We start from the raw sequence: 14151 nt of genomic DNA, 5'->3' as shown, positions 1-14151 counted from the left end.
AACTACTCTGAAATAAAAAAGCCGCTATATTAGCGGCTTTTTTGTGTCAAGTATTTATCACAGGAATTAGCTAAGACGACAACAAGTATGACAGCGGGGGGAATTCGGTTCAAACACCTTATTTTCTGTTTGGTCATTTCTAAACACTCAGTCTATAATGAGGGATCATTATACAATTTGGGTCCCTAATATGACTGACAACACGGCACCACCAGCGTTACCAGATCGCCTTTCAAGTAATTCTCGCAGTCCATTTTACATTGCAGAAATTTTCGAACATAACATTGGTATTCGCTTAAACAGCAAAGAACTTACCAACGTTGAAGAATATTGTATAAGCCAAGGTTGGGTGAAAATACCGTCTCCCAAATCCTTAGATCGCCGAGGTCAACCGCTGCTAATGTCGCGAAAAGGAAGCGTTGAAGCCTTTTATAAGTGATTATATTCACTCGTCCTCAATCAAAGATTCCGACACTCTCAATGAGCTTGTAGCTATGCTCACTTCTATAAAAAAACATATTAACCCTAGCGCGAGAAGCGCTAGGGTTGCAATAAAACTGCCGACAATCCAGCCTGTAATGACGGTGGCAAAGTAGCCCTGAATTACCAGCAAAAATATGTTAATACACACCAGTACCGCCGCGCCACATAGCAAGTTTATCGACCAATTAGCCCATTTCATTCTGCGTGAAAGCGCTTTTAATTCTTTTACGCGCTTGTGCTGGTAGTTCGCGGCCTCGGGCAAATCAAACCACCTTACCCTATCTACTATTCTTGCTAAACGACTCGTTAACGAGTTTAATAATGTACCTATGCCTACAATTAAAAAAACAGGTGTAAGTGCTTGCTGTATTAGTAATATAGCGCTCACTGGTTCTTGCAAAATGCAATGCTCCTAATATTGAATGTTGAAGAATTAACAGGGCATCAGTTCGATACTGAGTATAAATGCCATTGCTATGTTTACAAAGCATACAAGCTTAGTGCGTATTTGGTCAACTTAAGCATTTTTATTAATAGAACCAATATTTTTAAACAGAAAATAATTGATAAAGATAGTTAGGTCTTGCTAATCTAAAATATTCTGTATATTTTGAAACTTCGCTATACTCATAATTCTAATATGTGTAAAAGCAATAACAATAACAGCAGTATAAAGGAAACAAAAACAAGAGATTGCTATTGTATTCTTGGAACATTGACGTGAACTTATTTCAAGTTTTTTTTCGTACTTTAGTAATGATTTTAATAGCTATTTACCTATTAGTGTTGGCTTATTTTTTTTAGCCTGCAAACGTTTGGTGTAAATCTTAAGCTTAGGTATGATGTGATTACCTTGAGCGCTTTAGTCATAGCTTATATTTTTATTTTCATGTGTAGGTCGCAATAATAAGCCGCCCATGGTTTGAAAAAGTGGTAAGCTAGTAGCTACTACCGTTAGAGAATTTGTTTTTTATATTATGCTAGTATTAGCCATCTATGTACTAATCGCCTTATTTTTTTCTTTTATATGCTCTGTTGCAGAAGCCGTTATTCTCAGCGTATCTCAAGCTTATATTTCGTTGTTGGAAAAAGACGACAAACCATCGGGCAAGTTGTTAAACAAATTAACAACTAATATCAATAAGCCGCTTTCTGCAATTCTTACCTTAAACACGGTCGCTCATACCATGGGCGCTGCTGGCGCTGGCGCTCAAGCTGCAAAAGTATTTGGCGACGCTTATATTGGTGTTATCTCGGCGGTCCTCACACTGCTAATTCTTGTGTTTTCTGAAATCATTCCCAAAACATTAGGCGCGGTATATTGGAGGAAACTTGCACCTGGAACGGCTTTTTTCCTTAAATATCTCATTATAGCGCTTTATCCATTTGTGTTGATGTCTCAAAAATTGACCAGTGGATTTACAGAAGAAAGCCCCTTAAAAGGCTTGAGTAGAAGTGAACTACTGGCAATGGCTGAATTATCTGAAAAAGAAGGCCAATTGGCGGAACAAGAAGCGCTATTTTTACAAAATTTGTTGCTGCTTCATGAACGCAAAGTAAAAGATGCAATGACCCACCGAACCGTGGTTTTTTCGCTGCCTGAGAAGATGCTCGTGAACGAGTTCGTTGAAAAACATTCGAACATTGCGTTTTCACGGGTGCCTGTTTACGAGAATAATGAAAGTGAGAGTATTACCGGATATATAATGCGTACCGATATATTGCTGGCAATGGCGGCCGGTGATAAGGAAAAGCCTTTATCTGATTATGCGAAGCCTTTGGTAACTTTGCTTGGTGATATGCCGCTTTCAACCACCTTTGATCATTTCTTGAATTCGCGTGTGCACATGCTGTTAGTGGTAGACGAATACGGAGGTTTGGAAGGTATTTTAACCCTTGAGGACTTATTGGAAAGCCTGCTGGGCATTGAAATAGTCGATGAGCGAGACACTACGGTGAGCATGAAAAAGTTAGCTAAAATAATGTGGAAACGACGCGAGAAAAAGATGGTGGCGCAATTTAATACCCACAGTAAAGCAAAAAAGTAAAGTATGAGCGTTGAGCGTACTACATAGGTTTAATTAGTGTTTCTGGGATAGAGTTTTACACCGCTCAAGTCGTCAACTATACATTCCCATGTATACATGGTTTGTTGAAGTTTAATTTTTAATGTTTTTGTGACGGTATCAGTGTCTCGTAAATCGTCGGGTACTTCATAAAGAATGCGCCAGTGATTTAAGGCGCTAGTGGCCGCGGCACAGAGCTGCGCGCGGTTTGCTAATGCGCTGCTGTTGCTCCTAAGAATGCCGTCGGTCTTTTCAAAAAGTTGCTTGAGGTCGGATTGTTCAATATTTGACAGATTTTTAGTAACCTCATAATCCCGGAGAAGTTGAACGAACTCAGGGTTACTTGCGTCAATATCATGTCCTGTCTTTTCAACACAAGCTTGAATAGCACTGACATATCCCATAGTTTCAAAAATGCTAACATGCAAATTTTGAAATAAAGCCTCTCGAGCCACGAGTCTGGGGTCAACAAATTTTGAATCATCCATTTATTATCTCCGTAGTTATTTAAAGTAGTATAGACGACAATTTATGCAGAGCTACTTATCATGATAGTAAGTATATCGTAATCTTGTTTTGAGTTGCATAGTTTATGTCTTCCACTTTGACTTAAGTGCCTTATCAATAGGCAACAAGCGTTTAACGTGGTGCGCACCACTGAGATGGATGATGCTGTTTGCCACTAGATTTCTAATTAATAACTCTTTGAGTCATTTAAGCCACATTTCACTTACTTACAACCGCTCAACAAAATGTTAATATGCATCAGGGCGACTAAGTCACATAATACGTCCGATTGTAAATATTCTTCATTATCGTCAAATAAAGGTACACATGTCTACGACTGAAAAAGCGCTTGATATTCAAGGCTTGGAAAAAACATATGCAGGAGGCGTTAAGGCGCTTAAAGGAATCAACCTTCAAGTTGAGCAGGGCGATTTCTTCGCTTTATTAGGCCCAAATGGCGCAGGTAAATCTACCACCATCGGTATTATTTGCTCACTAGTAAACAAATCATCAGGCACTATAAGTGTGTTTGGGAACGACTCGGTTACTCAAGAAGTTGCTGCTAAGAGCTGCATTGGACTAGTGCCGCAGGAATTTAACTTCAATCAGTTTGAAACGCTTTTACAAATTGTAGTCAATCAAGCAGGGTACTACGGCGTTCCCAGAAAAATAGCCAAAATACGCGCAGAAAAATACTTAAAGCAGTTGGAACTTTGGGACAAACGAAATGCTAACGCGCGCGAATTATCGGGCGGGATGAAGCGCAGACTAATGATAGCAAGAGCGCTGATGCATGAACCTAAAATGCTCATTTTAGATGAACCTACCGCAGGCGTTGATATTGAAGTGCGCCGCTCAATGTGGGCATTTTTAAAAGATATAAACCAGCAGGGTGTCACCATTATTTTGACCACCCATTATTTGGAAGAAGCTGAGATGCTGTGTAGAAATATCGCTATTATCGACAATGGTGTGATTGTTGAAAATACCAGTATGAAAACCTTGCTGTCAACCTTAAACCTCGAAACTTTCGTGTTTGATTTAGCCTCTGGCGCAAAGAATATCAACATTCCAGAATTTGAACACAGGGCTATAGACGATCAGACGCTTGAAGTGGATGTTCCTAAAGACAGTGGACTAAACGTCGTCTTTGAAGAGTTTTCGGCGCGAAAAATAAAAGTTATGAGTATGCGTAATAAGGCCAACCGTCTTGAAGAATTATTTGTGAAACTTGTTAAGGCCAACAATACACCAAGCACAGAGCCGATAGCAAAAGGAGAACCGACGTAATGAACATAGCAGCTAATCGTAATTTTGTAGCGCTTAAAACCATTTGGGTTAAAGAATGCACGCGTTTTTTGCGCATTTGGATACAAACTTTGGTACCACCAGCTATAACAATGTCTTTGTATTTTGTCATATTTGGTAATTTGATTGGTAAACGAATTGGTGAAATGGGCGGGTTTAGCTACATGGAATTTATTGTGCCCGGCCTAATTATGATGTCTGTTATTACCAGTTCATATTCGAACGTGTCGTCCTCATTTTTCAGTGCTAAGTTTCAGCGTAACGTTGAAGAGCTTCTTGTGGCACCCGTGCCTACGTGGGTGGTTATTATGGGCTTTGTAGGGGGAGGTGTTGCTAGAGCACTTATAATAGGAGTGCTTGTGACCTGTGTGTCGATGTTTTTTGTGGATGTAAAAATTCATAGCTTCTTTGTGATAGTGGTTACTTTAGTACTTACCTCGATACTATTCGCCACCGCGGGGCTGATTAACGGTATTTATGCGAAAAATTTTGATGATATTAGTGTAATTCCCACCTTTGTATTAACACCGCTTACGTATTTGGGCGGTGTGTTTTATTCTCTGACTTTACTGCCTGATTTTTGGCAAGTGGTTAGTCAAGCTAATCCCATTGTGTATATGGTAAATGGCTTTCGGTATGGATTTTTAGGGGTATCTGATGTGAATCATTGGACCGCTATTGGCTTGCTAATTGTGTTTAATATTGCGCTGCTGAGTGTGGCTTATCAATTACTCAAAAAAGGCGTGGGAATACGCTCATAATAATCACTCGGAAGCTATCAATATGAAGGCCTCACAGGCTCGTAGTATAAGCACTAACCAAACACAGGTGCATGAAGAGTTACACAAAATACTTGCGAGGCACAAATTAAACGATTTTCAGCGGCCAATTGCCCATCACACCGCCGTGGCGTTTAACGATATGCTGGCTTGGTTGGGCGCGTTTAGCGGCGATCTTATATTAGACGCAGGCTGTGGGGTTGGTGAGAGCACGATTAATATCGCGGCGCAGTATCCAAATACTAAAGTTATTGGGGTCGACAAATCTATAGTACGACTCGACAAGCACAAAAGCTATGCGTTGCAACTAAGTGCTAAAAAAAATAAAACGAGTAGTGAATCTACCCACAGTGTTGGCCCTAACTATCTGCTGCTGCAGGCAGATTTAAACGACTTTTGGCGTTTGCTAGCCACATACATACAAGAAAATAAGCCAATATGGCAAGTGTCAAAGCAGTTTATTTTGTATCCGAATCCATATCCAAAGAAATCTCAAATTGGAAAGCGCTGGCATGGCTCAGCTTTATTTCCTGTTATTGTCAACGTGTCTGCTAACATTGAGCTGCGCTCGAACTGGCGATTGTATTTGGAGGAATGTTTGCTGGGGGCTAAGTATTATGGGCTAGGCGGCAATATAAGTGAGATTAGCATTGACGGCAGTACGCTAGCATATACGCCGTTTGAGCGTAAATACATGGAGTCGAATCAAGCTTGTTTTAAATTAGTCATACGTTCCTCAGGGCGAGATAAAAAGTAACCCTGTCTAAACTTTATACCGCTTGTTATGTGTTGCCATCTTTAATATGTTCAGCAATTAAATAACATCCGCTTTTGTGGCAGAGTGTCAGCGTGCTTTTAATCGCCGCTTATTTTCCCATTGTTTGCTCAAAGCACGTAATTAATGTACCTTTAATTTTAACAGCATGAACACCTTTAGCTATGACGTTTTCCAAGAGCAATAGGCCTCGCTCATCTGAATCATAAGCTGCGTTAACTGGGTATTATTTGCCCAATAGAGAACGCATCTGTCACGGTTTTTGTTTGCATGTTTAATCCTAATTTATTGCTGCTTATATTAGATATCCGTAAAATCTCTTATAACTTTAGTTGTTTACGCGCTAAATGCGATGTTTTATACTACACCAAAATTCACTTCGTGAATTTATCTACCACTTAAGCATTACACAAATTGTCAATGCATTGCTAATGGGGTAATATTTCGCCCTATTTGCATAAACCTTAGAGGTTTTGGATTTGTCAAAAGCAGACGTTAGCTTAGAGCATTTGTTCAAAGTGTTTACTAAGCCAGAAAATGACGATTCTACGTTGGCTAAAATTGAGCGTCATTTGTCAGACAATGTTTCAGATTTTTTGTCTCGCCATGTGGTGGCTAAAAAAACCTCCTTAGAAGAAATTGAACAAGATTTTATGTCACACCTAGTGCCAGATCAGCCTGAGTTTGTTTCGACTCACGCAGAGCTGCTGTTAGAAAAACTAGTCAGTCACTCGGTAAACACGTATTCACCTACGTTTATTGGCCATATGACCTCGGCGCTACCTTATTTTCAATTATCTTTGGCTAAGCTCTTAGTGGGTCTTAACCAAAACTTGGTAAAAATTGAAACATCTAAAGCGTTTACTCCGCTAGAACGACAAACGCTGGGAATGATGCACAACTTGGTGTACAACTGCGATGAAGCCTTCTATGGCGAATATTTGCACAGTGCGAAGCATTCATTAGGCGCGTTCTGCTCAGGCGGCACTATTGCTAACATTACTGCGCTTTGGGTTGCGCGAAATAAGCTGTTGGGCCCAAGCAGAGACTTTGCTGGGGTGGCTAAAGTGGGTCTGATGGCCGCTTATAAGCACCATAGTATTAATAATCTGGGCCTTATATGTTCCAAGCGTGGGCATTATTCGTTGGGTAAAGCGGTTGACGTATTAGGTATTGGTCGTAACAACATGCTAAAGGTCGATAACAGCGATTTACGTTTATCGCCAGAAAGTGTGCTCAAGTTAGGTACCCAATATCAAGCACAAGGTAACAAGCTGTTAGCAATTGTGGGTATTGCGGGTACCACCGAAACGGGCCATGTAGATCCACTCGATGAACTAGCCGATGTGGCTAAAGAACTGGGTACGTGGTTTCATGTAGATGCAGCTTGGGGCGGTGCAACGCTATTTTCAAATACGCACAAGCATATCTTAAAAGGTATTGAGCGCTCTGACTCTGTTACTATAGACGCGCATAAACAGATGTACGTGCCTGTGGGCGCCGGCATGGCTTTATTCAAAAATCCGCACGACGCGAACGCGGTGCGCCATCACGCCCAATACATACTGCGCGAAGGCTCAAAAGATTTAGGCGCAACGACCCTTGAGGGGTCTAGAAATGGAATGGCCTTAACGGTTTATTCCTCATTGCATATTTTGGGCCGAAATGGTTACCAACTGCTTATTGATAAAGCAATTAGTTTGGCACAAACTTTTGCTAGATTGATTAATCAGCATAAACACTTTGAGCTTGTTACTGAACCTGTTTTGTCTTTGCTTACATATAGGCTGCGTCCGGCTCATTTGTCTGCTATGGGCGAGGCATCGGCAAGTCAAGTAAAAGATATTAACAGTGAATTAGACAAGCTCACTGTTTCTATACAAAAACAGCAGCGCGAAGCGGGTAAATCGTTTGTATCGCGTACCCGTATTGAAGCACCGCAGTACCAAGGTGCAGCAATAACTGTGTTTAGAGTAGTGTTGGCAAACCCACTAACTACAGAACAGGACCTCGTTAATATTTTGAACGAACAGGTCGCGTTAGCAGAGGCTCATGAGATTTGGCAGCAGTTGAGTCAGCAGGTATTATCGCGCATTGCCTGAGTCTAATCTTTGATGCTTAGCATGCGCCTACGACTTGCTAAAAACGCGAGTCCCAAAATACTCAACATCCCTAAGCTTCCGCCGCCTGATCTACTATTGTCTGGCTGTTGTAAAGATGGGCTAAGCAAAGTGTTACGAGCAGGGTTTAAGCCCGGTTTGCTTAGTACAGTGCCATCTTTTATTACAATATCCTCAATGATCACTAGGTTATCTTCGTCTGGCAAAATACTATTTGAAACGTCGGTGCTGCTGTAGCCGCTAAGTGGTAGTTCGCTAAAAGGGCCTCCAAAATTGAACGTTTGCAAGCTGGCTATTTGGTCTACGACCTGCATGCCGTTGTCAAGTACTTGCCCAAAAACCGTAAATCCACCGTTTTGTGTGTCAAGATTAGAAGGGCGTCCTGAATTATTAGATAGATTCACAAAAAATTGTGACGTTGCGCTGTTTGCGTTGCCACCTAGTTTCGCCATAGAAAGCGTGCCGCGGACATTGGATAACACCGGCTCGTTTATAACTGGTAGACCTACTGCAATTGGCGCAGGGGGGAAGCTGCTGGCATATTGAAACCCGCCCATTTGAACAATAAAGTCATCGACACTTCTGTGAACGGTGTTGTTAGCATAAGCGCCTGCTCTTACGTAAGACAAAAAGTTTGCAACTGTCTCAGGTGCCTCATTGTCATATAAGTTAACTTCAAAATTACCTAGGTTAGTTCTTATCTCTACAACCGTTGCGTTGGCATAAGAGGACGTGAGTAAGCAAGCCAGCGAAAAGAAAATGCTGCTAAAAAGGGATGAATTTTTCAATATGGGTTCCATTTAAGATATTGTTGAATGTTAGGTTGGAGATCATATAGCACTCATTTATCGAATACTAGCGATTATCTGCATGATTATCTGCGCGATTTATCTCAGCTAATATTGAATTCTTTCAACTTACGGCTCAAGGTGTTGCGACCCCAACCAAGGCGTTTAGCAGCTTCTTGCTTATGTCCTTGAGTGTGATGCAAAGCACGCGTTAGCAGCACTTGCTCAAAATGTAAAAGGGCGCTGTCGAGGATATCGTTTTTGCCCTGTAGCAGCTGCTCGTCGGCCCAATTGGCCAGTAAAATCCTCCAGTCATTTTCACTTTTCTCATTCTGCCCAAGCGCTTTAACTACCGACAGTTCTGGTGGAAAGTCGCTGGGCTTTATTTCTTGACCGCTGGCCATCACCGTTAGCCAGCGGCAGGTATTTTCTAGTTGACGAACGTTGCCCGGCCATTCAGTCGCGGTAAGTTTATACGCGGCTTGTTCACTTAGATTTTTCATTTCAACGCCGAGCTCTTTAGCCGCTTTGGCCAAAAAATGTTTGGCAAGCAAAGGAATATCTTCTCTACGTTGATTTAGTGCTGGAATATGAATCTTAATGACGTTTAAACGGTGGTATAAATCTTCGCGGAAACTACCGTTGGCTACGTTTTCTTCTAAATTTTGGTGAGTAGCGGCAATAATTCTCACATCTACTATCACTGGATTATGCCCTCCCACACGATAAAATTGACCGTCAGCTAACACTCTTAACAATCGTGTTTGAACCGCTATGGGCATGTCACCAATTTCATCTAAGAATAAGGTGCCGCCATTAGCCTGTTCAAAACGGCCTGTTCGCATGTTTTGCGCTCCCGTAAATGCGCCTTTTTCGTGGCCAAATAGCTCTGACTCAACTAATTCTGTGGGGATCGCGGCCATGTTCAAGGCTACAAAAGCTTGTTTTGCTCTTGGGCTATGTTTGTGCAAGGCTTGCGCGACGAGTTCTTTACCAGTGCCTGATTGCCCATTAATTAATACGCTAATAGAGGAGCGTGATAGTCGGCCAATGGCTCTGAATACTTCCTGCATAGCAGGTGCGCCGCCAATAATGTCCTTAGCTGGGCCTTGTGGTTCAAAGTTGGTGTCACTGGTATGATCGTTTGCATTGTCTAATGCTCTTTGCGTAAGCGCGACAGCTTCATCTACATCAAAAGGTTTAGGTAAGTATTCAAATGCGCCGCCGCGATATGCATTTACAGCGCTGTCTAAATCAGAATGTGCGGTCATAATAATAAAGGGAAGATCAGGAAAGTGTTTATGCACTTCTTCTAATAATTGCATGCCGTCCATTTGCGGCATGCGCACGTCTGACACAATTACCATAGGGGCTTGACCTGATTGAATTTGTAGCAGTAAATCTTCAGGGTTGTCAAACGACAGGCAGTTTATATTCGCGGCAGTAAAGGCCTTTTCTAAGACCCAGCGAATGGAACTATCGTCATCGACTATCCATACCGAGCGACTCATATACGTTTATCCTTTTGTTGATTTAACGATGTTTTTTTATCTATTATAGGGATATATAAATTAAATTCTGTAAAGCCCTGAAAACTTTGCACATCAATTTTACCGTTATGATGGTCAATAAGTGTTTGAGCGATAGACAAGCCAAGGCCGCTACCGTGAAGTTTACTGCTTACCATGGGATAAAAAAGGGTGTCTTTTAAATTCTTTGGTATACCGGGGCCATTATCAATAACGCTGATTTTTGCGCTCAATTGGTGCCTTACCCCTTTTATGACGCACTGACGTTCTATTCTTGTTCTAAAGGTAATTCTAGGCCGATAGTCTTTGGTTTTATCTTGAGCCTGCAGAGCTTGAGAAGCGTTACGAGTAATATTCAATATGGCTTGCTGCAGCATATCAGGATCTGCAAACAATTCAGGAATGGATGGATCATAATCTCGGTGAAGCTCTATCGAAAACGCTAGATCATTTATAATTACCGACTGTACTTTATCAAGCACTTGATGCAAATTAAATTTGCGCTTGTGTGGCAAACTATTGGGGCCTAGAAGCCTGTCGACTAAGTTACTCAACCTATCTGCTTGGTCAATGATCATTTGCGTAAACTCTCTGTCATCAGCACCAGATAGCTTTTTCTCCAATAATTGGGCTGCACCTCGAATACCCCCTAGGGGATTTTTAACTTCGTGAGCAAGCCCGCGTACAAGTTCTCGAGCGGCCACTTGCTGTGCATATTGCTGAGATTCTTGGCTAATTTTTCGCTGTTTGTCAATAGGGTTTATTTCTAACAAGGCCATAATGTGGCCGTTTACCGTGATTATATTGGCATTGATATCAACCGTTGTGCAGCGCCCATCTCTAAAGCACATAACAACATCCGTTTCACGATAGTCATCTTGGTTTTCTAATGCTTTTATTATTTGCTGCTGATTGACACTGTCGTCCACCAAAAAGTCGCTTAGCGGACGTTCACTTATTTGATTAAGACCAGTTTCAAGTAAGTTGAGTGCAGCTTCATTAGCGAAACTAACTTCAAATTCATCATTGACTAAAATGAGGGCTGTTTTAAGTGAATTTAATAACAATTCGTAGTGATAACGATCGTCAATCAAGGGTGGCTCCGTGGGCAATTAATTAGTCATCGCACCGTAATGGCGCATTCAAACATCAAACTGTATTTAAACAGCAAGACCAGCGACGCTTTGTTGTCTAAAAAGGGTACTAAAGCTCTTAATTAAATAAAATGTACAAAAACTAGTTAATTAACGCTGACGCTTGATGTAAATATACTCTCCTGGCTTCACTTGATGCAATAAGCTTGCCTGAGTTGTTAATAAATTTTACTGAATATTCATATGCGCCCCGTTCCATATCGCGAAGCGCGAACATGCCCGCAGCAGACTCGTGTACTTTACCGTTTATATGCAGTTGATAAAAACCGCCTATACGTGGATCAATAGAAGCGCCTATAGACAATTCACCTATGTTGCTGCGAATAGTCGCATCATTTTGGGGGCTTAATATGCTGAGCTTATAATTTACACTCAGTTTTTGTGTAGTTTGCAGTAGCGGTTTGAGCGCAGGGACGTTGGACTCAAATGTGCTCGTTGGAGCACTAAGCACGATCGCTTCAGCATCGCTAGAGGCTTTATCAGAAATGGTAACCGTACCGTCACTATGAATGGTTTTGTAAACTTGTTGATTCATGCTATTCGCTGACTGTGACACGCTTGTGACGAACAGTGACGCAGCGAAAATTGCAGTAGAAAATATACTAAACCTTAATTTATTCACAGGTAGTCTCTAATTTAATTGCTTTACTGCCTTATATTACGTGATATCGTTCAAAAAAAAAGCCTGCAGTTGCAGGCTTCGTATATCAACGAATAAATGCTTAGTTCATAAACACTTTTACCGATGATTTTTTATACGCTGTAGTACATATCAAATTCGAGTGGGTGTACAGCCTGTTTAATCGCTAGTACGTCCTCAGATTTGAGTGCGATGTAAGCGTCTATCATTTCGTCAGACATTACACCGCCTTCGGTTAAGAAAGCTCTGTCTTCATTTAAAGCGGCAAGTGCAATTTCTAATGAACCTGCTACTTTCGGAATGTTAGCCGCTTCTTCAGGTGGTAAATCGTATAAATCTTTGTCTGCTGCATCGCCTGGGTGTAATTTATTCTTAATACCATCGAGACCCGCCATTAGTAGGGCTGTGAAAGCCAAATAAGGGTTAGCTGTAGGGTCAGGAAAGCGCACTTCGATACGACGTGCTCTTTCACTGTTTACATACGGTATGCGAATAGATGCACTGCGGTTTCTGGCTGAATAGGCCAACATAACCGGGGCTTCGAATCCAGGTACTAAGCGCTTGTAAGAGTTAGTTGATGCATTTGTGAATGCATTAATGGCGTGAGCATGGTTAATAATGCCGCCGATGAAGAAAAGTGAATCTTCAGACAAGCCGGCGTAGGTGTCACCCGCAAACACATTTTTGCCATCTTTACTAATTGACATATGAACATGCATGCCAGAGCCATTATCGCCCACAATTGGTTTCGGCATAAAAGTAGCCGTTTTGTCATAGGCGTGCGCAACATTATGAACAACGTACTTATATATTTGAATTTCGTCGGCTTTTTTTACTAGTGTGTTAAACAAACAGGCTATTTCGTTTTGTCCAGCAGTGGCGACTTCATGGTGATGCGCTTCAACGGTTAAGCCCATTTCTTCCATAACCATACACATAGCAGCGCGAATATCATGGCCTGAGTCAACTGGAGGTACCGGGAAGTAGCCGCCCTTTACGCCAGGGCGATGTCCTAAGTTGCCTCCTTCATATTCGGCGCCCGAGTTCCACTTTGCTTCTTCAGAGTCTATTTTGAAGAACGAACCAGACATATCAGTATGAAAGCGTATATCGTCAAACATAAAAAATTCGGGCTCAGGTCCCACTAAAACTTTGTCACCAATACCCGTAGAGATTAAATATTCTTCGGCACGACGCGCTATAGAACGTGGATCGCGTGAATAACCCTGCATGGTAGTAGGCTCTAATATATCGCAGCGAATATTAATTTGAGTTTCTTCAGCAAATGGGTCCAAAACCGCGGTTGACGGGTCAGGCATAAGGACCATGTCAGATTCATTAATGCCTTTCCAACCTGCAATAGATGAACCGTCGAACATCTTGCCTTCCTCAAAGAAGTCTTCGTTAACTTGATGCGAAGGAATCGAAACATGCTGCTCTTTGCCTTTGGTATCGGTGAAGCGTAAATCAATAAATTTTGCTTCGGTTTCTTTGATCAGTTCCATTACTGACTCATATGACATAAAGGTACTCCCGTTTCGTGACTATTGTGAGTTTGCAGACCAGGCACACTTTTATTGCCAGTACTGCAATGCTGAGTAAAACATCTATTTATTATTACAGTCTTTGAGACTAATTGCACAATTTAACTGATGGCGCACAAATCACAAGTTAAGCGATAAACGTGCCATTTTTAAAACTATCTACAGACCAGTAAAAACAGCGTCGTAGCGAGCCGCGCCTAGCCTTACAGCGCATAAAATGCACCACTGTAGTGCTTGTGATGCGTCCAGTGCACAATTAAGGTGCACTAGACCTTGAACGATTCACAATACCGTGGCTCATAGTATGCCTCAAAGGTGGGGCGTAAACCTTATAAATGATTATTTAATGATAAAACCGCAAAGTTTGTCGCTTATTTCCCAATAAATCTGTACAATCCGCGCCCATCTTAACTATCACAATGAGCTGAATACGCACAAAATTGCGTCTGCGGCCCCTA

At 41.6% G+C, this 14151-nt stretch carries 13 protein-coding genes; 6 read left to right on the top strand and 7 right to left on the bottom strand.

Translation table 11 applies throughout. The features are described 5' to 3' along the window. The first annotated feature begins 190 nt into the window (after positions 1-190). Positions 191-439: a DUF3297 family protein gene (locus GPUN_RS12340; protein WP_006007297.1), complete on the top strand. Its 249-nt coding sequence runs from the start codon at positions 191-193 to the stop codon at positions 437-439. Between the two features lie 6 nt (positions 440-445). Here the strand turns inward: GPUN_RS12340 and GPUN_RS12335 are convergent, their stop codons facing one another. Then, positions 446-883, bottom strand: a complete 438-nt coding sequence (locus GPUN_RS12335) for a DUF2721 domain-containing protein (RefSeq protein WP_006007295.1) — start codon at positions 881-883, stop codon at positions 446-448. 577 nt (positions 884-1460) lie between these two features. On the opposite strand from GPUN_RS12335, the gene GPUN_RS12330 reads away from it, so the two are divergent. Then, the gene (locus GPUN_RS12330; protein WP_006007291.1) at positions 1461-2531 is read left to right on the top strand and encodes a CNNM domain-containing protein; all 1071 of its coding nucleotides are present in this window, start codon (positions 1461-1463) and stop codon (positions 2529-2531) included. A gap of 29 nt (positions 2532-2560) precedes the next feature. Here GPUN_RS12330 and GPUN_RS12325 read toward each other — a convergent pair whose 3' ends face one another. Next, a complete protein-coding gene (locus GPUN_RS12325; RefSeq protein ID WP_006007289.1) occupies positions 2561-3037 on the bottom strand; it encodes a hypothetical protein in 477 nt (158 codons plus the stop codon). Positions 3038-3383: 346 nt separating this feature from the next. Here GPUN_RS12325 and GPUN_RS12320 point away from each other — a divergent pair, with 346 nt between their 5' ends. The 4 genes from GPUN_RS12320 (at position 3384) to panP (ending at position 8020) form a co-directional block, all read left to right on the top strand. Then, positions 3384-4346 (top strand): ABC transporter ATP-binding protein, encoded by a 963-nt coding sequence (locus tag GPUN_RS12320; RefSeq protein ID WP_006007288.1) that lies wholly within the window; start codon positions 3384-3386, stop codon positions 4344-4346. Next, complete coding sequence (locus GPUN_RS12315; RefSeq protein ID WP_006007286.1) at positions 4346-5125, top strand: ABC transporter permease; 780 nt, start codon at positions 4346-4348, stop codon at positions 5123-5125. The genes GPUN_RS12320 and GPUN_RS12315 overlap by 1 nt, the downstream gene beginning before the upstream one ends. Before the next feature lie 22 nt (positions 5126-5147). After that, on the top strand, positions 5148-5900 hold the full coding sequence (trmB, locus tag GPUN_RS12310; protein WP_006007284.1) for a tRNA (guanine(46)-N(7))-methyltransferase TrmB: 753 nt from the start codon (positions 5148-5150) through the stop codon (positions 5898-5900). A gap of 497 nt (positions 5901-6397) precedes the next feature. Beyond that, complete coding sequence (gene panP, locus GPUN_RS12305; RefSeq protein ID WP_006007279.1) at positions 6398-8020, top strand: pyridoxal-dependent aspartate 1-decarboxylase PanP; 1623 nt, start codon at positions 6398-6400, stop codon at positions 8018-8020. A gap of 2 nt (positions 8021-8022) precedes the next feature. On the opposite strand, the gene GPUN_RS12300 is transcribed toward panP, so the two are convergent. The 5 genes from GPUN_RS12300 to glnA all read right to left on the bottom strand — a co-directional run bounded on the left by GPUN_RS12300 (position 8023) and on the right by glnA (position 13672). Continuing rightward, on the bottom strand, positions 8023-8826 hold the full coding sequence (locus tag GPUN_RS12300; RefSeq protein WP_006007277.1) for a peptidylprolyl isomerase: 804 nt from the start codon (positions 8824-8826) through the stop codon (positions 8023-8025). A 104-nt stretch (positions 8827-8930) separates the two neighbouring features. After that, on the bottom strand, positions 8931-10337 hold the full coding sequence (glnG, locus tag GPUN_RS12295) for a nitrogen regulation protein NR(I) (RefSeq protein ID WP_006007275.1): 1407 nt from the start codon (positions 10335-10337) through the stop codon (positions 8931-8933). Further along, entirely contained in the window at positions 10334-11449 is a 1116-nt protein-coding gene (gene glnL, locus GPUN_RS12290) for a nitrogen regulation protein NR(II) (protein WP_006007273.1), read from the bottom strand. Before glnL ends, glnG begins: the two co-directional genes overlap by 4 nt. A 142-nt stretch (positions 11450-11591) precedes the next feature. Next, positions 11592-12044, bottom strand: a complete 453-nt coding sequence (locus tag GPUN_RS12285) for a DUF4124 domain-containing protein (RefSeq protein WP_141567297.1) — start codon at positions 12042-12044, stop codon at positions 11592-11594. A gap of 218 nt (positions 12045-12262) precedes the next feature. Next, positions 12263-13672 carry a glutamate--ammonia ligase gene (glnA, locus tag GPUN_RS12280; protein ID WP_006007269.1) on the bottom strand — a complete coding sequence of 470 codons (1410 nt, stop codon included), beginning with the start codon at positions 13670-13672 and terminating at the stop codon, positions 12263-12265. Positions 13673-14151: the final 479 nt, after the last annotated feature.

Source organism: Glaciecola punicea ACAM 611 (assembly GCF_000252165.1).
Taxonomy (GTDB): Bacteria; Pseudomonadota; Gammaproteobacteria; order Enterobacterales; family Alteromonadaceae; genus Glaciecola; species Glaciecola punicea.
This window is presented reverse-complemented; position numbering and strand designations above follow the sequence as displayed.